This window comes from Ruegeria sp. SATB027 (assembly GCF_059613825.1).
In genome coordinates this window covers 119,342-140,261 of the sequence record NZ_JBXWTH010000027.1, presented here as the reverse complement: position 1 = coordinate 140,261, position 20,920 = coordinate 119,342, and the positions used below count along the sequence as shown (strand labels likewise).

At 59.7% G+C, this 20,920-nt stretch carries 24 protein-coding genes; 14 read left to right on the top strand and 10 right to left on the bottom strand.

Going from position 1 to position 20,920, the window contains the following annotated elements; genetic code table 11:
* A partial coding sequence (locus tag AC2FPW_RS05205; protein WP_496812775.1) for an EF-Tu C-terminal domain-related protein occupies positions 1-336 on the top strand: 336 nt, incomplete at its 5' end.
* Positions 337-584: 248 nt separating this feature from the next.
* On the opposite strand, the gene rpe is transcribed toward AC2FPW_RS05205, so the two are convergent.
* Entirely contained in the window at positions 585-1,274 is a 690-nt protein-coding gene (rpe, locus tag AC2FPW_RS05200) for a ribulose-phosphate 3-epimerase (protein ID WP_496812774.1), read from the bottom strand.
* Between the two features lie 163 nt (positions 1,275-1,437).
* On the opposite strand from rpe, the gene phnC reads away from it, so the two are divergent.
* From phnC to phnE (AC2FPW_RS05180), 4 genes are all read left to right on the top strand, one after another.
* On the top strand, positions 1,438-2,259 hold the full coding sequence (gene phnC / locus AC2FPW_RS05195) for a phosphonate ABC transporter ATP-binding protein (protein WP_496812773.1): 822 nt from the start codon (positions 1,438-1,440) through the stop codon (positions 2,257-2,259).
* A 67-nt stretch (positions 2,260-2,326) separates the two neighbouring features.
* Positions 2,327-3,229, top strand: coding sequence for a phosphonate ABC transporter substrate-binding protein (phnD, locus tag AC2FPW_RS05190; RefSeq protein WP_496812772.1), 903 nt, complete (start codon positions 2,327-2,329; stop codon positions 3,227-3,229).
* A 66-nt stretch (positions 3,230-3,295) separates the two neighbouring features.
* Entirely contained in the window at positions 3,296-4,177 is an 882-nt protein-coding gene (gene phnE, locus AC2FPW_RS05185; RefSeq protein ID WP_496812771.1) for a phosphonate ABC transporter, permease protein PhnE, read from the top strand.
* Positions 4,174-5,541 (top strand): phosphonate ABC transporter, permease protein PhnE, encoded by a 1,368-nt coding sequence (phnE, locus tag AC2FPW_RS05180; protein WP_496812770.1) that lies wholly within the window; start codon positions 4,174-4,176, stop codon positions 5,539-5,541. Before phnE (AC2FPW_RS05185) ends, phnE (AC2FPW_RS05180) begins: the two co-directional genes overlap by 4 nt.
* A 200-nt stretch (positions 5,542-5,741) precedes the next feature.
* Here phnE (AC2FPW_RS05180) and phnF read toward each other — a convergent pair whose 3' ends face one another.
* A complete protein-coding gene (phnF, locus tag AC2FPW_RS05175; protein WP_496812769.1) occupies positions 5,742-6,452 on the bottom strand; it encodes a phosphonate metabolism transcriptional regulator PhnF in 711 nt (236 codons plus the stop codon).
* 103 nt (positions 6,453-6,555) lie between these two features.
* Between phnF and phnG the strand changes: the two genes are divergently transcribed.
* Genes phnG through phnN form a run of 8 tightly spaced genes read left to right on the top strand, consistent with a single transcriptional unit; the run spans position 6,556 to position 12,408 of the window.
* A complete protein-coding gene (gene phnG, locus AC2FPW_RS05170; RefSeq protein ID WP_496812768.1) occupies positions 6,556-7,014 on the top strand; it encodes a phosphonate C-P lyase system protein PhnG in 459 nt (152 codons plus the stop codon).
* Positions 7,014-7,589, top strand: a complete 576-nt coding sequence (phnH, locus tag AC2FPW_RS05165) for a phosphonate C-P lyase system protein PhnH (RefSeq protein WP_496812767.1) — start codon at positions 7,014-7,016, stop codon at positions 7,587-7,589. Before phnG ends, phnH begins: the two co-directional genes overlap by 1 nt.
* A gap of 3 nt (positions 7,590-7,592) precedes the next feature.
* The gene (locus tag AC2FPW_RS05160) at positions 7,593-8,684 is read left to right on the top strand and encodes a carbon-phosphorus lyase complex subunit (RefSeq protein ID WP_267365723.1); all 1,092 of its coding nucleotides are present in this window, start codon (positions 7,593-7,595) and stop codon (positions 8,682-8,684) included.
* Positions 8,681-9,526, top strand: coding sequence for an EamA family transporter (locus AC2FPW_RS05155; protein ID WP_496812766.1), 846 nt, complete (start codon positions 8,681-8,683; stop codon positions 9,524-9,526). Before AC2FPW_RS05160 ends, AC2FPW_RS05155 begins: the two co-directional genes overlap by 4 nt.
* Before the next feature lie 3 nt (positions 9,527-9,529).
* Positions 9,530-10,390, top strand: coding sequence for an alpha-D-ribose 1-methylphosphonate 5-phosphate C-P-lyase PhnJ (locus AC2FPW_RS05150; protein ID WP_496812765.1), 861 nt, complete (start codon positions 9,530-9,532; stop codon positions 10,388-10,390).
* Positions 10,387-11,157 (top strand): phosphonate C-P lyase system protein PhnK, encoded by a 771-nt coding sequence (phnK, locus tag AC2FPW_RS05145; protein WP_496812764.1) that lies wholly within the window; start codon positions 10,387-10,389, stop codon positions 11,155-11,157. Before AC2FPW_RS05150 ends, phnK begins: the two co-directional genes overlap by 4 nt.
* Positions 11,158-11,179: 22 nt before the next feature.
* Complete coding sequence (gene phnL / locus AC2FPW_RS05140) at positions 11,180-11,863, top strand: phosphonate C-P lyase system protein PhnL (protein WP_480832659.1); 684 nt, start codon at positions 11,180-11,182, stop codon at positions 11,861-11,863.
* Positions 11,860-12,408: a phosphonate metabolism protein/1,5-bisphosphokinase (PRPP-forming) PhnN gene (gene phnN, locus AC2FPW_RS05135; protein WP_496812763.1), complete on the top strand. Its 549-nt coding sequence runs from the start codon at positions 11,860-11,862 to the stop codon at positions 12,406-12,408. Before phnL ends, phnN begins: the two co-directional genes overlap by 4 nt.
* Here phnN and AC2FPW_RS05130 read toward each other — a convergent pair.
* Complete coding sequence (locus tag AC2FPW_RS05130) at positions 12,390-13,073, bottom strand: DUF1045 domain-containing protein (RefSeq protein ID WP_496812762.1); 684 nt, start codon at positions 13,071-13,073, stop codon at positions 12,390-12,392. The two genes, phnN and AC2FPW_RS05130, sit on opposite strands and share 19 nt — an antisense overlap.
* Before the next feature lie 52 nt (positions 13,074-13,125).
* Here AC2FPW_RS05130 and AC2FPW_RS05125 point away from each other — a divergent pair, with 52 nt between their 5' ends.
* Entirely contained in the window at positions 13,126-14,268 is a 1,143-nt protein-coding gene (locus tag AC2FPW_RS05125) for an alpha-D-ribose 1-methylphosphonate 5-triphosphate diphosphatase (RefSeq protein ID WP_480832665.1), read from the top strand.
* Here AC2FPW_RS05125 and AC2FPW_RS05120 read toward each other — a convergent pair whose 3' ends face one another.
* Genes AC2FPW_RS05120 through AC2FPW_RS05090 form a run of 7 tightly spaced genes read right to left on the bottom strand, consistent with a single transcriptional unit; the run spans position 14,269 to position 20,762 of the window.
* Positions 14,269-14,745: a class I SAM-dependent methyltransferase gene (locus tag AC2FPW_RS05120; protein WP_267365789.1), complete on the bottom strand. Its 477-nt coding sequence runs from the start codon at positions 14,743-14,745 to the stop codon at positions 14,269-14,271. It abuts the gene before it with no gap.
* 10 nt (positions 14,746-14,755) lie between these two features.
* Positions 14,756-15,511: a polysaccharide deacetylase family protein gene (locus AC2FPW_RS05115; protein WP_496812761.1), complete on the bottom strand. Its 756-nt coding sequence runs from the start codon at positions 15,509-15,511 to the stop codon at positions 14,756-14,758.
* Positions 15,508-16,650 carry a glycosyltransferase family protein gene (locus tag AC2FPW_RS05110; protein WP_496812760.1) on the bottom strand — a complete coding sequence of 381 codons (1,143 nt, stop codon included), beginning with the start codon at positions 16,648-16,650 and terminating at the stop codon, positions 15,508-15,510. Before AC2FPW_RS05110 ends, AC2FPW_RS05115 begins: the two co-directional genes overlap by 4 nt.
* On the bottom strand, positions 16,647-17,231 hold the full coding sequence (locus tag AC2FPW_RS05105; protein WP_496812759.1) for a histidine phosphatase family protein: 585 nt from the start codon (positions 17,229-17,231) through the stop codon (positions 16,647-16,649). The genes AC2FPW_RS05110 and AC2FPW_RS05105 overlap by 4 nt, the downstream gene beginning before the upstream one ends.
* Positions 17,228-18,304, bottom strand: coding sequence for a glycosyltransferase family 4 protein (locus AC2FPW_RS05100; protein ID WP_496812758.1), 1,077 nt, complete (start codon positions 18,302-18,304; stop codon positions 17,228-17,230). The genes AC2FPW_RS05105 and AC2FPW_RS05100 overlap by 4 nt, the downstream gene beginning before the upstream one ends.
* Entirely contained in the window at positions 18,304-19,551 is a 1,248-nt protein-coding gene (locus AC2FPW_RS05095) for a glycosyltransferase family 4 protein (RefSeq protein ID WP_496812757.1), read from the bottom strand. The genes AC2FPW_RS05100 and AC2FPW_RS05095 overlap by 1 nt, the downstream gene beginning before the upstream one ends.
* Positions 19,548-20,762: a glycosyltransferase family protein gene (locus tag AC2FPW_RS05090; protein WP_480585914.1), complete on the bottom strand. Its 1,215-nt coding sequence runs from the start codon at positions 20,760-20,762 to the stop codon at positions 19,548-19,550. Before AC2FPW_RS05090 ends, AC2FPW_RS05095 begins: the two co-directional genes overlap by 4 nt.
* Between the last annotated feature and the right edge of the window lie 158 nt (positions 20,763-20,920).

The following is a 20,920-nucleotide window of genomic DNA, read 5'->3' as shown; positions in this document are numbered from 1 at the left end:
CGTGACGGCGTTGAGCGTGGCCAGGTTCTGTGTAAGCCGGGTTCGGTGACACCGCACACCAAGTTCGAAGCCGAAGCCTACATCCTGACCAAGGAAGAAGGCGGCCGTCACACCCCGTTCTTCGCGAACTACCGTCCGCAGTTCTACTTCCGGACCACTGACGTGACCGGCACCGTGACCCTGGCCGAAGGCACCGAGATGGTCATGCCCGGCGACAACGTGTCGTTCGGCGTTGAGCTGATCGCCCCGATCGCGATGGAAAACGGCCTGCGTTTCGCCATCCGCGAAGGCGGCCGCACCGTCGGCGCCGGCGTCGTGTCGAAGATCGTAGAATAATCCGTAGGCCGGGCTTCAGCCCGGCACATCGGTGAACTAAAGAAGGCCGCTCCCTAGGGGGCGGCCTTTTTGTTTGTACTTGTATCGAAGACTGTCGACCTACCCGTAGGCCGGGCTTCAGCCCGGCACGTCTGTGATCCAAATGAAGGCCGCAACAAGAACATCAAGGCGGGGCGCATCCCGCCCGATGAGTTCAACGAAATTCAGTTTTGCGGATAAAGCAAACTACGCTGTCGAGAGCGGACGGCTTAGCCCAACCCGCCTTCAGCTGCGGTCCGTACGGCCCGAATATTCTCGCCGTAAACCTCGGGCCGATCCACTGATCCGCCTTTGAACACGGCAGACCCGGCCACCAGCACATCAGCCCCCGCTGCGGCAACAAGGGGCGCTGTCTGGGGATCAACACCGCCGTCGATCTCGATATGCACGGGGCGGTCACCAATCATCTGGCGCAATTTGCGGATCTTGCCAGTCATGTCGATGAACTTCTGGCCGCCAAAGCCGGGGTTCACGGTCATGACGCAGACCAGATCGGTGAGGTCCAGCAGATGTTCGACCGCCTCAGCCGGGGTGCCCGGGTTCAGGGCCACGCCTGCCTTCATGCCCGCGGCGCGGATCGCCTGCAGCGTGCGGTGGGTGTGGGCCCCTGCCTCGACATGCGCGGTCAGAATGTCGGCGCCTGCATCAGCGTAGGCCTGGATGTATGGATCGACCGGCGTGATCATCAGGTGCACGTCCATGACCGTCTTTACATGCGGGCGGAACGCTTTGACGGCTGGCGGGCCAAAGGTCAGGTTCGGGACGAAATGGCCATCCATTACGTCAACATGGACCCAATCCGCGCCCTGCGCTTCGATGGCCTGAATTTCTTGCCCGAAATTGGCAAAGTCGGCGGACAGAATGGACGGCGCGATCTTGATGGTGCGGTCAAAGCTCATATTGGCCTCGTATCAGCTGAAGAGTCGCGGATGCGTATACCCGTGAGGCGGGGCGATGGATACCCCCCGCACGTGTCGTGCCGTTACAAAACTTTCACTACGCTGACACATATCCGTTGAACGGCATCTGTAGCAGTCCGCCAACATGAATTGGGGGTGGCACGTGCTGCGTATCAAGAAACTGACCAAACGCTTTGGTGACAATGTTGCCGTGAATGCCGCGACGCTGGATGTGGACAAGCCATGCATGATCGGGATCATCGGACGGTCGGGCGCGGGCAAGTCCACCCTGCTGCGGATGATTAACCGCCTGACGGATGCCAGCGAAGGCGAAATCCTGTTTGAAGGCCGGGACATCACCCAACTGAAAGGCCGTGACAAACGCGCCTGGCAGGCCGATTGTGCGATGATTTTCCAACAGTTCAACCTGGTGCCGCGCATGGATGTGGTTTCGAACGTGCTGCATGGTACGCTCAACCGTCATTCGACGCTGGCCGCTATGTTCAACCTGTTCCCGATGGATGAAATTCACCGTGCCATCGACATCCTGGACCGGTTGGGGATTGCGGAACACGCTTCGAAACGGGCCGAGGCCTTGTCGGGCGGCCAGCAACAGCGCGTGGCGATTGCGCGGGCTCTGATGCAGGACCCGAGGATTATTCTGGCGGATGAACCAATTGCCTCGCTGGACCCGATGAACGCACAGGTGGTGATGCAGGCGCTGCGCCGCATCCACGAAGAAGATGGCCGCACTGTCATCGCCAACCTGCACACACTGGACACTGCACGTCGCTATTGCGACCGCGTGGTTGGTATGCGCGACGGGCGCATCGTGTTCGATGGGCTGCCCGAGCAACTGACCACGGGCGTTGCCCGCGAAATCTATGGTGCCGATGCCAGCTTTTCGGAAGAAGCGACATCAACGGAAATCGAAACGCTCGACGCCACGCGAAAGGCGCTGATGGAAGCAGAAGCAACCATCTGAGCCGTCCCAACCCCTTTCATCGCCCGGCCCGATGAAAGGCCGGGGTTATCAAACTGGAGAGAGACAGATGAAAAAACTGATTGCTGCCTTGGTCGCAACCGCAACACTGGCCGCACCGGTCATGGCTGAAGAAATCAGCGAGTTTCGTATTGGCATTCTGGGTGGCGAGAACGCTCAGGACCGGATGAGCAAAAACGAGTGTCTGCGCGAATACACCGAGGAACTGTTGGGTGTTCCGACCAAACTTTTTGCCCCTGCCGACTATAACGGAGTGATTCAGGGGCTGCTGGGCGGCACGATTGATGTCGCCTGGCTGGGTGCGTCGGGCTATGCCAAAACCTATCTGAGCGACCCCGAAGCGGTTGAGCCGGTACTGGTCAAGGTGAACACCGATGGCGGCTACGGCTATTACTCGGTTGGTTTTGCACGCAAGGACAGCGGCATCACCTCGCTTGAGGACATGAAGGGCAAGGTTTTTGGTTTTGGCGACCCGAATTCGACCTCGGGTTATCTGATCCCGTCGATCGAGATTCCCCAGGCCACCGGAGCAACCATGGAATCGGGTGACTATTTTGCTGAGGTGAAATTCACGGGCGGTCACGAGCAGACCATCGTTGCGGTGAACAACGGTGACGTTGATGGCGGTGTGACCTGGGCTGATGGTCTCGGCGAGTGGGAAGACGGCTATCAGTCGGGCGCGCTGCGCCGCGCTGTGGATGCTGGTCTGGTCGACATGAACGATCTGGTCGAGATCTGGAAATCGGCACCGATCCCGGAAGGCCCGGTTGTACTGCGCAAGGCTCTGCCCGAGGATGTCAAAGTTCAGGTTACCGAATTGTGGAACACGCTGGATGAAAAAGACCGCGAATGTTTCTATGGTGTGGCTGCGGGTGAGGCCAAGAGCTTTGATCCTATCACGCATGAGGCCTACGAGGTCATCATCGAAGCGCGCAAGCTGAAGTCCAACTAAAACTGCATATCCAATGATCGGGGTCTGGTGATGTACCGGACCCCGTTTTCCCTTCAGGAGCATTCCATGACAGACCTTACCGCAGGGTCCTTATCCGTCGATCAGATCCGCAACGACTATACAGCGATGACACGACGCAAGCGGGTCTATGGCGGCATCCTCCTGATCCTGTTCCTATCGTTGATGGCAGCAGGGTTTCGCACAGCCGACAACCGGAATGCCGGCAGCTTTGTCGATGGCTGGCACCGTATTCTTGACTACCCCACAGAGGTTCTGTCCGAGGCGTGGGAAAAGACTGCTGAAATGCCAGCCAATCTGGTCTCGTTCTTCCCGGCTCTGGTCGAGACAATCAACATCGCGGCGGCAGCGACGCTTGTCGGCACAATTGTCGGGACGATTTTCGCCCTGATGTCGACACGCGGCATGGCGCTGTGGCCGTCATTTATCCCGCTGTTTCGCCGAATATCAGACATCTGCCGCGCCATTCCCGAGATCGTGATTGCGTTGGTTCTGATCTTCATTCTGGGCGGTGGCCCGGTTCCCGCGATGATCGCTATTGCGATTCACACAGCTGGCGCATTGGGCAAACTGTTTTCCGAAGTGAACGAGAATGCCTCGCTGAAACCGGTGGAAGGGCTGCATTCCGTCGGTGCCAACTGGTCACAGCGGATGTATCTGGGGGTGATCCCGCAGGTCGGGCCTAACTATGTCAGCTACGCGCTGCTGCGGTTCGAGATCAATATCCGTGCCTCGGCCATTCTTGGGTTTGTTGGGGCGGGCGGTCTGGGTTACGAGCTGCGCAATGCCATGTCCTGGGGGCAGGGGCGTTATGACGAAGCCGCGGCCATCTTCATTCTTCTGTTCGTTACAATCGTGGTCGTCGACCAGCTGTCTGGCTACCTTCGCGACCGTCTGACCCACGGCTCGGAAAAAGGAGTTTTGGCATGAGCACTTTTGCAACCAATTTGACTGTTGATGACCTCAAAGCCGACGCAGATCGCTTGTTCAACCGCAAAAGGTTGATGAATTTCGGGTTGCCTGCTCTGGTTTTCGTCTATCTGGTCTATGTCTTCTTTGCTTTTGACGTGTCGGGCCTTGTGGGGCGCGCAAACTGGGCAAATGGCAAGACGCTGGTGGCAGACAGCTATAGCTACAAAACGCATGTCGCGCGGGATAATCGCACCGGTGAAGTGTCTGTCGCCATCGAGGGTGAGCGCAAGGGCGCTTACCCTGAGGGTCAGGCGCCGGAGTGGGTGGCACTGGGCGAGACGACCGTGATCGACCTTGAAAAGGGCCATGTGGTGCGTTTCGGTGCGCAGACGGTGGAATATGACATTCCCGGCTATGGCACTATCCGCGCGACGCCCACGCGTTCGGCCGGTGTGCAGGCCGAGTTGCCGGAGGGCGAGGTTCCGGAGTGGATCAATGTCTCTAAAAACCGGCTGTCTGTGACCACGGGCGCAGGTCGTTTGACTGTCACCCGCAACCGGTCCGAGGTGTTCCGCTATTTCACAGGGTGGGAATTGTTCTGGTTCACGCTGGACAGTCCTTATTTCGGCAAGTCCCTCCCGGAACTGGCCGGACGCGCGGTGTCGGGCGAGGCGGGTGCGATCTTTAATGATTTCTGGACCAACAAGATGTGGCGCCATCAGGATGTGGCGTGGGCCATCTTCGAGACGATGCTGATGGCATTTCTGGGCACGTTTGGCGCGGCGATTGTGGCCCTGCCATTGGCCTTCCTTGCGACGCGCAATTTCAACCGGATGACATCCATCCGCTTTGCGACACGGCGTGTATTCGATTTTGTGCGCGGCGTAGACGCGTTGATCTGGACTGTGGTTCTGGCCCGCGCCTTTGGCCCCGGCCCGTTGACCGGTGCGCTTGCTATTCTGGTGACGGACACCGGGACATTCGGCAAGATCTTCTCGGAAGCGTTGGAAAACGTGGATCAGAAGCAGATCGAAGGTGTGCAGTCCACGGGTGCGAACGCCCCGCAACGGTATCGGTTCGGCGTTATCCCTCAGGTCACGCCTGTTTTGCTGAGCCAGCTTTTGTACTTTCTCGAATCCAACACCCGCAGTGCGACGGTGATCGGTGCAATCACGGGGGGCGGTATTGGTTTGCTGCTGACGCAGGCAATCATCACGCAGAAAGACTGGGAAGAGGTCGCCTACTACATCATCCTGATCATTCTGATGGTGATGCTGATGGATTGGTTTTCGGGCTGGCTGCGCCGCCGTCTGATCCAGGGTGAGGCGGGTAAAAAGCGCAGGCCGCGCACACCCGATCCCAAACCGTTCCTGTTGCCCTGAACCGGGATTGGAAGGACAAGAAAACAGCGCGGTTCAGTGCGGCGCAACCGTTTGAAAAAGCGTCACAGAGCTTTTGCACGACCGTTCATCCGATTGCCGGGACAACGCTGGCCCAAAGGCAGTTTATCCGGATTTCGCGCCACGCCCAACGGGATGAGACCCCCGGCAGGAGGTCGAGGTCGAGCGGCAGGGGTTGAGGTTTACTCTTCGTTCAGCGTCAGCGTGACACGCTCACCAGCAAAGACGGTTCGGCCATATTCGACGGGTGCGCCGTCCGGGTCCGCGTTAACACCGACCGAAAACAGCACCGGAGCACCTTCGGACAGTTGCAGGTGAAGGGCTTGCGTTGCTGTCGCGCCGCGCGCGGTCAATCGGGTCGTGATGCGGGTGTAATCCGCGATGCCGCAGCGTTGCAGGGCTTTTGTTACTGACTGGGTCTCGGTCAGCGCCTGTAACAGGTTTGGAAAGCGTTCTGCCGGGAAGACACTTTGAAAAACGGCTATGGGCTGCCCATCCGCCAGCGATAACCCGTCATAGACATGCACCGGGTCCCCTTTGCTCAGACCCAGTGCTTCGGCCTCGGCTTCATCTGCCGCCCGTGTGGTCAGGGCCAGTATTTTCTTTCCCGGTATCTTGCCGCTGGCCGAGACGTTCTTGTGATATCGAACCCTTTTGCCAATCGGATAGTCGGTTGGCCGCGCCGCCACAAAAACGCCCGCACCGCGCCGGGCATGAACCAGACCCTGTTCCGACATGTCAGCCAACGCGCGCCGCACTGTGTGGCGGTTGACACCGTATTTGGCGGCCAGCTGCGCTTCGGTCGGCAGGCGGTCACTGGTTTGATACCGCCCTTCGGCAATGTCCGAGGTCAGGCGCAGGGCAATGCTTTTCCAGATCGGCGTTTTGCTCATGTCACCAAATCTTCACACAGTTGGAGATTGCGTGTTGCGCACACGCAGGTTAATATTTGTCTAGTTGTATAGTTCAAATAGACAACCCGGCCAAGAGGCTTTGATGACAGATCAGACAGAAATCGCGACCGGGGCACGCAGGGATTGGATGGGTTTGCTGGCCCGTGCACCTGACGACACCCTGATGACCTTGTGGGACGTAATTGAGACCCGCCCGAGCTTTGACTGGCTGCGCCGCCCCGAGGTCGTGAGCGTGATGGTGCGTGGTCGCACCGGCGGCACCGGAGCACCGTTCAATCTGGGCGAAATGACGGTCACGCGCTGTTCTGTGGTGTTGCAGGATGGAACGGTTGGTCACGGTTATGTTCAGGGCAGATCGAAACCCAAGGCCGAAGCCGCGGCATTGATTGATGCGATGATGCAGACCGGGGCAGCAGATGAGGTGCAGGCGCGGCTGCTCGACCCGCTTCAGCAGCAAATGCAGGCGGTCAAAAGCACACGCGCGGCCAAGGCAGCGGCCACCAAGGTTGAGTTTTTCACGCTGGTTCGGGGGGAAGATTGATGGCCGCGCAAACACAGTTTTCCGGGGGCTTTCAAAACGCACCTGTCGATGCCGCACATGCGTTCCGCGCTGCGATGACCGTCATGGCACGCCCGGGTGACATACGCGCCCTGTCGGGCGGTGAACCTCCTGCACCTCTGTCCGTGGCGGCCGGTACATTGCTGCTGACACTGTGCGACCCCGAGACCAGGGTTCATCTGGCCGGAGGCACCGATACCGACGCAATCCGCAATTGGCTGACATTTCACACGGGCGCCCCGCTCGTATCCGCAGCAAAGGCCGATTTTGCCGTTGGCACATGGGACGCATTGGGGCCGCTAAACGCCTATCGTATCGGAACGCCGGAATACCCGGATCGTTCTGCGACCCTGATAGTGGAATGCGACCGGCTGGAGCAGAGCGGTACCGTTCTGAGCGGCCCCGGCATCAAAAAGACCGCGCGCCTGTCTCTGCCGGATATTCCGGCGCTTCAGGGGAATGCGATGCTCTATCCTCTGGGGTGCGATTTCTTTTTTACCTGCGGCGACAGGGTTGCCGCTCTGCCACGCAGCACGCAGATCACGTCGGAGGCCTAAGCGATGTATGTTGCTGTCAAAGGGGGCGAAAAAGCCATCGAGAACGCCCATGCCTGGCTGGCCGAAGAACGCCGAGGCGCGACCGATGTGGCGGAGCTGAGCCTTGCGCAGATCCGCGAACAGCTGAGCCTTGCAGTGAACCGGGTCATGGCGGAAGGCTCGCTTTATGACCCCGATCTGGCTGCGCTGGCGATCAAGCAGGCGCGGGGCGATCTGATCGAGGCGATCTTTCTGATCCGCGCCTATCGCACCACGCTGCCGCGTTTTGGCTATTCCAATCCGGTCGAAACGGGTGAGATGGCCTGCGACCGCCGGATCTCGGCCACGTTCAAGGATGCGCCGGGTGGGCAGGTTCTGGGACCGACGTTCGACTATACGCATCGTTTGCTGGATTTCAAATTGGCTGCGGATGGTGATGCCCCGAATGCTCCGGAAGGTTCTGCACGGCAGGAACCGACGCCGCATATCACCGAATTCCTGAAGGACGAGGGCCTCATTCAGGACGAAGAAGCAAGTGATGACACACCCGGCGACTTGACGCGCGAACCGATGGAATTTCCTGCCAGTCGCCCGTTGCGCCTGCAATCGCTCACTCGCGGGGATGAGGGTTTCGTGTTGGGCATGGCCTATTCCACCCAGCGCGGTTACGCGCGCAACCACGCGTTTGTGGGTGAATTGCGGATCGGTAAGGTTGCGGTTGAAATGGACATCCCCGAGTTGGGGTTTGCCATCGAAATCGGCGAGGTCGAACTGACCGAGTGTGAGACGGTGAACCAGTTCAAGGGTTCAAAAACCGAGCCGCCTCAGTTCACGCGTGGTTATGGTCTGGTCTTCGGTCAGTCTGAACGAAAGGCCATCGCGATGGCCTTGGTTGATCGCGCGCTGCGGTGGAAGGAGCTGGGTGAAGACTATCTGGGCGCACCTGCGCAGGATGAAGAATTTGTTCTGAGCCACGCGGATAACATTCAGGCGACCGGTTTTCTCGAACACATCAAGCTTCCGCATTACGTGGATTTCCAGTCCGAGCTTGAATTGGTCCGCAAACTGCGCCGCGAGGCTGACGCGCGGATCACGTTAAAGGAGGCTGCCGAATGAGCGGGCTCGTCTTTCTGGTGGTAATGCTGGCAGCGCTGCTGCACGCCACGTGGAACGCGTTGGTCAAGGGTGGGTCGGACAAAAGCGCCGCGATGACGGCTATAGTGATGGGGCAGGGGTTGTCCGGCCTTCTGCTTCTGCCGTTTGCCCAGCCGCTCGATTGGACGTGCTGGCCATACCTGCTGGCGGGCATCGGGCTGCATCTGGGCTATCAGCTGTTTCTGATTCAGGCCTACAAGATCGGGGACCTGACTCAGGTCTACCCGATCGCACGCGGTGCCTCGCCGCTCTTGGTTGCGCTCGGTACGGCGCTGTTCTTTGGGGTGACGTTCAGCCAGGCCGAGCTATGGGCGATGGCAATGATCTCGGTCGGGATCGCCTCGATCGCGCTGGTACGGCGCGCGGATGGCAATTTTAACATGGCTGCTGCCGGGCTGGCACTGATCACCGGGTTGTTCATCGCCGCCTATTCCATCGTCGACGGGCAAGGCGCGCGCATTGCGGGAACAGCGCTGGGCTTTTTCGGAACGCTGACGGCGGCGAATGCGCTGGGCTTTGCTCTGGTGGCGCGGGTTGCGCGGCCGGGGTTGTTGCAGCGGGCAGCCAGCCTTTGGCGGTTGGCGGTCCTTGGCGGCGCGGCCTCATTCACCGCCTATGTTCTGGTTGTCTGGGCTTTCACCCAAGCGCCCATCGCGCTGGTCACTGCCTTGCGCGAATGTTCGATCATCTTTGCACTGATCATCGGCGTGACCTTCCTCAACGAAAGGCTCGACCTGAAAAAGGTCGCCTCAACCGCGCTGACCCTTGCGGGTGCGATCCTTCTGCGCATGAGCCGGAGCTGACCCATGTCTGACTACAACTTCGCCTATCTGGACGAGCAAACCAAACGGATGATCCGCAGGGCGATCCTGAAGGGCCTCGCTATTCCTGGGTATCAGGTGCCCTTTGCCAGCCGTGAAATGCCGATGCCTTATGGCTGGGGCACCGGAGGGGTGCAGGTCTCGGCTGCGACGCTGACGCCTGAGGATACGCTCAAGGTCATCGATCAGGGTGCGGATGACACGACCAACGCGGTGTCGATCCGCAAGTTCTTTGAAAAGACCGCAGGTGTTGAAACGACCGAGGAAACCGAGAAGGCGACGGTGATCCAGACCCGCCACCGCATCCCTGAGGCAAAGCTGCGCGAAGATCAGATCATCGTTTATCAGGTGCCGATTCCGGAACCTCTGCGCTTCCTCGAACCGCGTGAGACCGAGACACGCAAGATGCACAGCCTTGAAGAATATGGGCTGATGCATGTGAAGCTATATGAGGATATCAGCCAGCACGGGGCGATCTCGACCGCTTACGCCTATCCGGTGAAAGTGTCTGGCCGCTATGTGATGGACCCGTCCCCGATCCCGAAATTCGACAACCCGAAGCTTGAAATGGATGCAATCCAGCTGTTCGGTGCCGGGCGCGAGCAGCGCATCTACGCAGTGCCGCCACATACCAGGGTCGTGAGCCTCGATTTCGAGGATTACCCGTTCGAGGCCACCAAGGCTGATCATCCCTGTGACCTGTGCGGGGCCGAGGACAGCTATCTGGATGAAGTCATTATGGATGATGCGGGCAACCGAATGTTTGTATGTTCGGACACCGATTATTGCCGGTCGCGCCGCGCGACCGGCCCTGTGGGCCGCTTGGCCGGAGAGGACGCAGCATGACCCCCCTGTTGCAGGTAAAGGGCATCGAAAAGCTCTATGGAGCGCGGATCGGATGCACGGATGTGACTTTTGATCTCTATCCCGGTGAGGTGATGGGAATTGTCGGCGAAAGTGGCTCGGGCAAGTCGACCCTGCTGAATTGTTTGGCGGGGCATCTGGTGCCCGATGCAGGGCAGGTGATCTTTGACACACGCGCGAGCGGGCCGGTGGATACGGTGACCATGTCGGAGCCCGAACGCCGGATGTTGAGCCGTACCGACTGGGCCTTTGTGCATCAGCATGCACGTGACGGCCTGCGGATGTCAGTTAGTGCCGGAGGCAATATTGGTGAACGGCTGATGGCCGTGGGCGAGCGCCACTATGGTGACATCCGAGACAAGGCCATTGACTGGCTGGGCCGGGTCGAGATCGAGGCGGCGCGCGTTGATGACCGGCCCACCGCGTTTTCGGGCGGGATGCAGCAACGTTTGCAGATCGCCCGTAATCTGGTGACTGGCCCGCGACTGGTGTTCATGGACGAACCGACCGGGGGGCTGGATGTCTCGGTTCAGGCGCGATTACTGGACCTCTTGCGCGGCTTGGTGCGTGAAATGGGGCTGAGCGCGATCATCGTGACCCATGATCTTGCTGTGGTGCGTCTGTTGGCCGACCGGTTGATGGTGATGAAGGATGGTCATGTGGTTGAGGCCGGGCTGACCGATCAGGTGCTGGATGATCCCCAACACGCCTATACGCAACTGCTAGTGTCCAGCGTTCTGCAGGTTTGAGTATTTGGGAAAAGGTGAAGCAATGATTGAACTGATCAATGTGAGCAAAAGCTTTACCCTGCACAATCAGGGCGGTGCTGTTATCCCGGTGATGGAAGGCGCGTCGTTGAGGGTTGAACCGGGTGAGTGCGTTGCTTTGACCGGGGCGTCTGGCGCGGGCAAGTCCACGCTGATGCGCGTGATTTATGGCAACTACCTGGCGGCCTCTGGTCAGGTGCTGGTTGGAGGTCTGGACGTGGCAAAAGCCGAGCCGCGCCAGATCTTGACCCTCCGCCGGGAAACGCTGGGCTATGTCAGTCAATTCCTGCGGGTCGTGCCGCGTGTGCCGACGCTGGACGTTGTGGCAGAGCCTTTGCTGGCCGTGGGTTGCGACAGAATTGAGGCGCTGGAGAAATCAGCCGAGTTACTGAAGCGGCTGAACATTCCTGAGCGCTTGTGGACCCTGAGCCCCACAACCTTTTCGGGCGGCGAACAGCAGCGAGTGAACATTGCGCGTGGCTTTGCGCATGACTACCCGGCGATGTTGCTGGACGAACCGACGGCAAGTCTGGATGTGCAGAACCGCGAAACCGTGTTGTCGCTGATTGAAGAGGCAAAAGGGCGTGGCGCGGCGATTGTCGGAATATTCCACGACCTTGATGCACGTGAGCGTGTCTGTGACCGCGAAGTCAATGTCGCTGACTTCACTCCGGGACTGGCGGCATGACACTTGCCCCTGTCATAGCGATTGTTGGCCCCTCGGGCGTTGGCAAAGACAGCGTCATGGAAGCGTTGGAGGCACAGGTGCCTGGCGTCCGGCGGGTGCGAAGGGTGATCACCCGCCCCGCAGGCGAAGAAGGCGAGGATTTTGACCGGGTTTCGGTTGCAGAATTCCAGCAGATGGAACTGGCAGGCGCTTTTGCCCTCAGCTGGCCTGCGCACGGACTGTTCTACGGTATCCCGGACGAGATTTTGCGACAGCGTCAGGGGGCGAATGCGGTTCTGGTCAATCTTTCCCGCGGGATTCTTTTGCAGGCGCAGAAGGTGTTTGAAGATCTGATTGTGATCTCTTTGACAGCGGATGCCGGGGTTTTGGCGCGGCGTCTGTCCACTCGGGGACGGGAAAGCGCAGACGAGCAGGCGCGACGGTTGTGTCGCGCCAACGCGAAGTTGCCGGATGGTCTGAACCGGGTCATCGAAGTCGACAATTCCGGCACGCTGGAAGACACGGTCGCCGAAATCCTGCGCCGTCTTCAACCGGAAAGCGCGTAGCGATGGATCAGGTGAAACCTCCCATCTTCGGCTTCGCCCACCAGGGCAAGATCAGTGATCTGGAAGGGCTGTGGCAGCAAAGGGCTCAGATGGGTTTGCAGTGCTACTTGGGTTGCCCTGAGGGTTGGTTTGTCCAGTTTTCCGCTCAGCGTGATGTGGAATCGAAACGCGTCCAGCACGTAGGGATAGCCCCATTGGATCAGATTGTTGTCCTGTTCGGGGGTCAGCCCGGCGGTGCGGCGGCGCGTCAGTTCGGCCTGAGTGGCAGGTGCGCGAAACCGGTCGAGGTCGCGAACACAGGCCGCTGCCAGCGCATTCAGCGCCTGCGTTTCACCCAGCGGGCGCAGCGCCAGAAACCGGCCAAGGCGGGCAATTTCCAGGCCGTCGAGAGTGACGGGCTGCTGGCGCGCAGCCAGCGCAATGCACGCCTGGTGCAATGCGTCAAAGGTCAGGCCATCGCGCAACTGGAACGGCGGTTTCAGGGTCGCGTGCAGCCCGTATTTGCGCGGCACCTCAGTGACGGAGGCAATGTCGATGCCACCCATGATCGGATGCGCGACTTGCGTTCCCTTTGCCATGTCCCAGCCCAGCCAACTGGTCGCAAATTCCGTCCAGGCCACCCCGGCGGGTGGCGGAAAATAGATCGCGTATCGCGTGAATGTCACATTGGCCTCCTATTAAGTGGCCTTCCAATACCTCAGATTGCGTGAAGTTCAGATGACAGAAGACTTGATCCTTGCCAATGCCACGCTTGTGTTGCCGAATGAAACCGTCACCGGCTGTGTTCGAATTGTGGGTGACACCATCATCGAAATTGACACCGGGCGTGCAGTCCCTGCAGGTGCGATAGATTGCGAAGGCGACTATGTCAGCCCCGGTCTTGTCGAGTTGCACACGGATAATCTTGAACGCCATATTCAGCCGCGCCCCAATGTGCATTGGCCCCATGCCGCCGCCATTCTGGCCCATGACGCGGAACTGGCCAGCGTGGGGATCACAAGTGTGTTCGATGCGATGCGGGTAGGTTCAATCCCCTCCGGTGCAGGACGGTACGGAAAATATGCCCGCGGCCTGTCGCGGGAGTTGTGGGATCTGCGCGAGCAGGATGCGCTTAAGATAAGCCATTTCCTGCATTTGCGGGCAGAGGTGTGTTCCGAGACACTGATCGAAGAACTGGACGAGTTTGGACCCGAGGACAGGGTTGGCCTTGTTTCCATCATGGATCACACCCCCGGCCAGCGTCAGTTTCGCGACATGGGCAAGCTGGAATCCTTTCTGAAGGGCAAATATGCCATGGACGATGATACGTTCTTTCAGCATGTGGCTCAGCTGAAAAGCCTACGGGATCGCAACGGTGATGTGCACGAAGTCGAAACCGTCAAGGCCGCGCGCCGATTTGGGGCCGTGCTTGCCAGTCATGACGATACGACCGAAGATCAGGTGAAGATCTCGGCAGGTCACGGCATTCGGCTGGCTGAGTTCCCCACAACGGTGGAAGCTGCGCGAGCGTGTCATGATCACGGTATCAAGGTCATGATGGGCGCGCCAAACGTTGTTCGCGGTGGCTCTCATTCCGGTAATGTTGCGGCCAGCGAATTGGCCGAGCTTGGGCATCTGGACGTAATGTCCTCGGATTACGTGCCGTCGGCCCTGTTATTGTCTGCGGTCATGCTGGGCGAAATGTGGGGCGATATGGCGCGTGGAATGAAGACCGTCACATTGGCCCCGGCGCAGGCCGCCGGGCTTGAAGATCGTGGCGAGTTGCGCGCCAATGCCCGCGCCGATGTTATCCGTTTCCGGATGCGCGCAGGTGTGCCAGCCCTCAACTCGGTTTGGGCGCGAGGTCGCCGTGTGGCGTAATCAGGCCGTATAGAACAGGTAACGGTCCGGTGCGATCGTCTCGGGCCCTTTGATCTGGTTGAAGCCGACAAGGGGCTGGCCGGATATCAACAACCCTCCGGGCCGCATGACCTGCGCGATCAACGGGCTGAGGCGTGCGGCCTCGGCCACATCTTCGTGTTTGATGCCACGTCCGAAATCATAATGCGCCAACGCGATCTTGTGCCCCTCGGCCATCAGTTTCCGCAGCATGGGTTCAGCTTCGCCTTGCAGGAAATCTTCGGCTGGTGGGGTGCTGTCAGGATGGCATTGCAGCACACGATCCATCACCCAGATCCGTCGGTTCGGCAGGATCTCTCGCAGGTGGTCATAGGTGCGGCCATTGCCCAGCCCCATATCCAGCACATCGCCAGTTTGGTCACTGATCTGTTCGGCTGCCCAGTTCAGCCCGTCACGTTGGGCCGTCAGTCGGCGCAGCATGGAATCCAGTCGGCTCATGACGATGTCCTTATTCGTTCTTCGGTGCGACCCAGAGTGTGGCAGGACCGTCCAGCAGATGTTTCAACAACGCCTCGGTAAAGGCCCAGATGTCCTGATCATGGACCAGGTGATGGGTCAATACTCCAAACGGCTCGGCGTTGTCTGCGCGGCCTTCGCGCCTGTCCCGCAGGAGGTTAACTGTCTGAGCGATCAGGCGGTCCGGAGAGTTCAGACCGCGTGAACCCCGCCAGTCAATCGGGTCAAGATGTGTGTTGACCTGCTCAACCCCCGCAGCCGCCATTTTCGTTCTGCGAGGCGTTGCCGTGGAAAGAATGCGGTATCCCAGCGATGGAAGATGTTCGATGACTTCTGGTGCAATGCGGTTCCATGGAGGGACAAACATCGGCCGCACGGTTTTGCCGAACAAGGCGTCAAGGCGTGACAGTCCTGCCGCGGCATCGGCAACAACCTCGTCCAACGGACGGTTGAGGCGAAACTCGGCTTTCTTCTCACTGGCGGGCGCATGGTTCTTGTGGGACCACCCGTGGACCACAGGGATGAGAGTTTCGCCGCGCGCAACATAGTTAGCCAGCGCAGGGGTTGCCGCGTGTGGAATGACGGCCAGATGTACCGGCAGGCCCAACTGCGTGGCCAGATCGGACAGCCGGTCCAACTGTGGTGTCAGGTCGATCGCGTCATCGTCTCGCCACCACAGCGGCAACGACAGGCTCGCTGCATGCCAATGGGTCAGTTCGACCTCAAGTGGGTACCAATCCGGGTTCATGTACGCCATTCCAGCAGGTGTTTTGCGATCTCTACGGTTTGGGCCGCGCCATCAAATCCGGAATCCTGCTGTGCTCGGGGTCCATCTGAAATGACGCGCTCTACGGCCTGCGCCAACGCTTGCCCGCTCAGAGTTCGGCTGAGAAGCACCTCGATGGCTGGCAAACTCGACAGGCTTTGCCCACGCAGCCCCTGTTCAACCTCTTTGCCATCATCGAATGGGACAAAAACAGCGGGTGTTCCGCTTTGCAGAATATCCATGGCGGTGTTGTAACCGCACATGCTGACCGATGCCGCCGCATGGGGCAGCATCTGGCGAAAATCCGGGCGCACGGGTTCCAGAATTGCCGAGGTTCCTTCGGCCAGTTGGGACAGCTCGGCTATTCTCGCCTTGGCATCCGTCCCACCGACCAGCAGGCGCCAACGCCTGTTGGGCATCTGGCGGGCGGCCTCGATGGCCGCGCGAAAGATCGGTTGCCCCACAGAACCACCTCCTGCACTGACAATGATTTCGCCCTGCCCAACGGCATCAGGATGCGGTTGAGGCAACTCAGGCGCAACAAAGCCGGTATAATGCAACCGTTCCGCCAATCGGTCAGACACCGGCCAACTGACCGAAAGCGGTGTGACACTTTCGGTCGAGTGAACAAGAATGCCGTCAAAAAAGCGGGTGACGATATCTTCTGTCCGCTGGGCCTTGGCAGGTTTGGAAGGCGGGGCCAGAATATCCCGGATCGATCCCAGGATGACCGGAGGCCGAGGCAGGGCCCGTGCCGCATTCAGGGCCGCGTCGAATTCCGCCGCCAGAGACCGGCGACCAAAGGGGTAAAGCTCGGTTATCAGGATTTGCGGCTGAAAGCTGTTTACCGCCTGCACCATGGCTGTCACACGCGCGCGCTGATAATCCGCGTCAGCCTCGACGCCGCTTTCAGTCAGAAGCCGGGTGAAATTGGTTCCATCTGATCTGAGCGGCGGCAAACCGAACAGGGTTAGCCCGCTGCTGTCCAGTTGAGGCGCAGGCATCCCGCCCGAGACGACCATGACTTGGTGGCCGTCATCCCGGAACGCCCGGCCCAACGTCAGGGCCCGGCTTAGATGCCCTGTTCCCAAAAGGTGCGTGACAACGATCATCACCTTCATGGCAGCGGCCCATGTTTGATCAGGCGAACGGGGTCCGGGGCTGCGGTCATTGTGTCCATATCAACGATATACAGCCGATTGCGCTTGATCTTGAAGGGGGCGGGACCATCAAAATCCCAACCCCACGCCTGGGCGAGAATGACCCGCATGATGCCAATATGGCAGACCGCGACTGTATCCTGTCGCAGTCCGGACACCCAGGGGCGCAGCCTGGTCCAAACCTCGGCAGGGCTTTCACCGTGAGGCGGGCGAAAATCCCAGCTCCAGTCTTCGATATGGCGATACCCGCTGGTTTCATCGGCGATCAGGTCGACGCCTCGAAGCCCCTCCCAGTCGCCCCAATTCATTTCGGTCAGCGCGTCCGAGGTTTTCGGGGCGCGCCCAGACACGATCCGCGCCGTTTCACGGGCGCGCAGCAACGGGCTGGACCAGATATCAGCGGCGGCCCATGGGTCAGGCAAGCGATACCCGGCCAGTTCAGACCGCGCGTCGTCATCCAGTGGAATATCACTGCGCCCCTGAATGCGCCCTGCGCGGTTCCAGTGGGTATGCCCGTGGCGAAGCAGTGCAAGACAGGTCATGATGCATCCTTCAACAAGGGCCGTAGATGCGCCCACAATCGCTCGGTCGCCTGAGGCATAAGATGACGCCGTGCCACATAGCTGCGCGCATTCTCCCCAAGCGCACGGCGCTGCGCGGTATCCTCCAGCAGGTTTTGCATGTGATCGGCAAGCCCTTTGGCCCCGGCATCAAACGATGGGTAAACCGCAGGTGCCAGCACATCCCGAACGCCGGGACGGTCCTGTGCGATCACGGGCAGGCCTGTCGCCTGCGCCTCGAGATAGACCATCCCATAGGCTTCGTTCACGCCCGGCCAGACAAGCAGGGATGCGTGTTGGTAGATTTTCTGCAAGGCCGCCCGGTCGAGCTGGCCCAGAAAACGCACCCGGCTTCCGAACGGCACCATCAACGCTTCAACATCCGGCCGCGCCGGACCGTCCCCCGCGATGTTCAGGTTCCAGTCACATGTCAGGTGCGAAAGGGCTTCGGCCAAAATCCGGTAGGACGCCAGCTTGTCCCCATGCCGCATCATTCCGACAGTCAGCATGGGGCCGTCCCCGGTCGTTGCCATAGGCAACACGGTTTCAGGCAGAAATGGCGGCAATTCAACCAGTGCCTGCTTGCCAAAACGGTCCCGTTCCAACGTAATCAGGTCATTGGCTGTGTGGTAGAAAATGATATCCGCTGCATCACACGCCTGATGCGCCGCTTGGGCGAAATCGGCCCACGGCCCGTTCAGCCTGCTTGATGCGCGCGTACTTTCCAATTGCACATACGGAATGCCGCGCGCCTGGCAGATCTTGGGGCCCAGCAGGTCGGGTGCTTTGTAGTAATTGTGATAAGTCACCCAAAGATCTGTATCAAAGGGCAACTCGGCGTTCAGCCGCTGTGCTTCATTCTCAGCCGCGCGAACAAGGGTTCGCTGTAGGTCCCGGTCCCCGTTCTTGTCATAGATGCGCAGGTCCGAGGCCAGTTCGACCTTATCCCCTTGCGCCGCCAAGGCGAGCATCAGGTTTCGCGCCATTTCGCGGTCGCCCGAGGGTTTCTGGCTGCCGGGGGATTTCATTGGCGCATAAAACGCAACCCGCGCCATTACGCGTCTTCCATGCTCAGGGTTTTCAGCCGTGCCGACAGCCGTGCAATACCAGGGTCCATTCGAAAATCTGCAATCAGACGGTCATAGGCTGCACGCGCCATAGTTGCTGCCGTTTCCGGATCAGCGGCCAGAGCTGAAATGGCCGAAGCCAATGCAGCCGGGTCGTCATCAGACAATACGCCATGCGTTCCGGATTGGATGAATTCCGGGATGGCCGAAACCGGTGTCGACAGAATTGGCAACAGCTGGGATGCGGCCTCCATCAACACGTTCGGCAATCCGTCCCGGTCCCCGTCCGCAGCAATCCGGCTGGGCAGGACAAACAGGTCGGCCTTGCGCATGGCATCGATCACCTCGGGCTGATCGCAGGCTCCCCTCCAGGTGATGCGGTTCGCGATACCAGCAGCGCGCGCCTGTGTGTGCAGAGTGTCCCCAAGACCCCCGCCGCCAATGTGGGTCCAATGCCAGTTCAGGTTTTCCGGCAGCAGCGTGAAGGCCGCAATAAGACGGTCAAAGCCCTTCTTTTCAACCAGTCGTCCAACGGAAATCATGTGAAACGGGTCGTCAGTAGCGCGTATCCCGCGCTTTGGCGGTTCGGGGAAGCGCGACAGGTCCAGACCGTGATAGATAAGGTCCACGCGGTTGGGGTCATCAGCGAGGCTGCGCAGGTGTTCCGCGCCGATTGCCGTGCAGGTGGCCCCGAAAGCGGCCCCATATGTTGCGGCCTGCAGCTTTTCACGCTTTTCCCAATCCGGTGAGGTCCAGATATCCTTGGCATGGGCGGAAAAGCTCCATGGCAGACCGCGCATGATGGCCGCATATCGGGCGACCGACGAGGGGGTGTGCATGAAATGGGCATAGAGCCCCTGCGTCTGGGTGGGTAACTCGGCGGCCAGAACACATGCTTGCCCGAACCGGCGGATGCGGTTCGGCGTCGGGTCGCGGCGCAGGTCGTGCCGCCAGATCTTGTAGGCTTCGGCATAGCCGGGCAGGTCTTGGGCGGCAGCGCGGGCCGTCCACACCCGCTGTGGCTCCTCATGCAGGTATTCTGGAAGATAGCGAACCTGCCCCGAGAAGCGGTCGTGCAAAGGGTGACGTTTGGTGTCGGTTGGATGGCGCAGAGACCAGATGTCAAATCGGTGCCCGGCTTCCTGCAAGGCAACAAGTTCCTGCGCGATAAATGTTTCGGACAGTCGCGGCCAGCCTTTGACCACAACCGCCAGATTGGGAGAGGCCGAGTTCATCCAGTGGCTCGTTTCTGTTCCCGTGTCAGCAGGCTGTCAATGCGGTCGGTGACATAGTCCAAACCATCCAGCAATCCGCTTTGAATGGCCTGCGACGGCACTGATTGGTACGGCAGGTTGCGGATGGCACGGATCATTGCGTCGGGTGTCAGGCTGTCGCGTTGTTCGTCCAGCATCTTGACCAGCCCCAGCTCTTCTGCGCGTGAGGCCCGTATCCACTGTTCCAGACGGGGTGTGGTGCGTGGAACAATGACGGCCCGTTTGTCGAAGGACAGGACCTCGCAAAACGTGTTGTAGCCGCCCATGCAGACCACGCCTTCGGCCCCGGCAAACAGTGTTTCGATCTGCGATTCAAATCCAACCGCAGTTACACGACCATTCAATGCGGCAACCCGTGCTTCGAAATCGTTGCGCAATTCACCCGACAGGAATGGGCCATAGACCAGCACAGCACGCGGCGACAGGTCTGGGTCTTTCTCGTAGGCAGATAGCACGAGGTTGACCAGTGCCTTGCCATCGCCACCGCCACCTGGTGTGATCAGGATATAAGGTTGCTGAGGCGGTTCACCGACCGGGCCGAGATCACGGCGCAGATATCCCGTCCAGTGAATGCGGGATCGCGCTGACGCACTCAACGGCAAGCCTTGCGTCGGATCATAGATCGATTGCGATCCGTAAACCCAGATTTCATGATAGAACCGCTCGGTCGCCTCGATGGCTTCTTTGCGCGCCCATTCGGCGGCCAGCACTTCGGGTTCGTCCAGCACATCACGCAGGCCCAAAACCAGTTTCGTTCCGCAATGGCGTTCGAGGTATTTCAGTGTTGGCAGCAGCTCACCCCGGAACCCTGTCGGTTCCTTGTCGACGACCAACACGTCGGGGTCGAATTGCTGAACCGCGGTCTGGATCAATCCCGCACGCAATTCGGTAACTTCGTCGATCCCCATTCCGATTGTGCGCGCGGCATACGAGCCGTCCGCACGCTTGGTCACACCGGGCAGGCGCACATGGTCAACGCGGCGCGGAAAGGTAAAACGCCCGGCCACGGGCGAGCCCGTCAGGATCAGTGCCGAAGCGCTTGGGTCCGCTTGTGTGATTGCCGCAGCCAAGGCACGGGACCGGCGCAAATGCCCCAGACCGAACGTGTCGTGGCTGTAAAACAGGATACGCGGCGCGCGGTCCGGTTTAGAATTGGTTGTGCCAAGGCTCATAGTGTTGCCCGTCTTCTTGATCCCAGAGCGAAATCCGCGCGTTCGCAAGCGTTACCGTATATTTCAATGCCACGCTTGCCAAAGGCGGATTTGCGTACTTGCAAATGTTTCAAGCATTGCGATTTGGCAACAGCGTATTGACTGTTTCGCGACATATC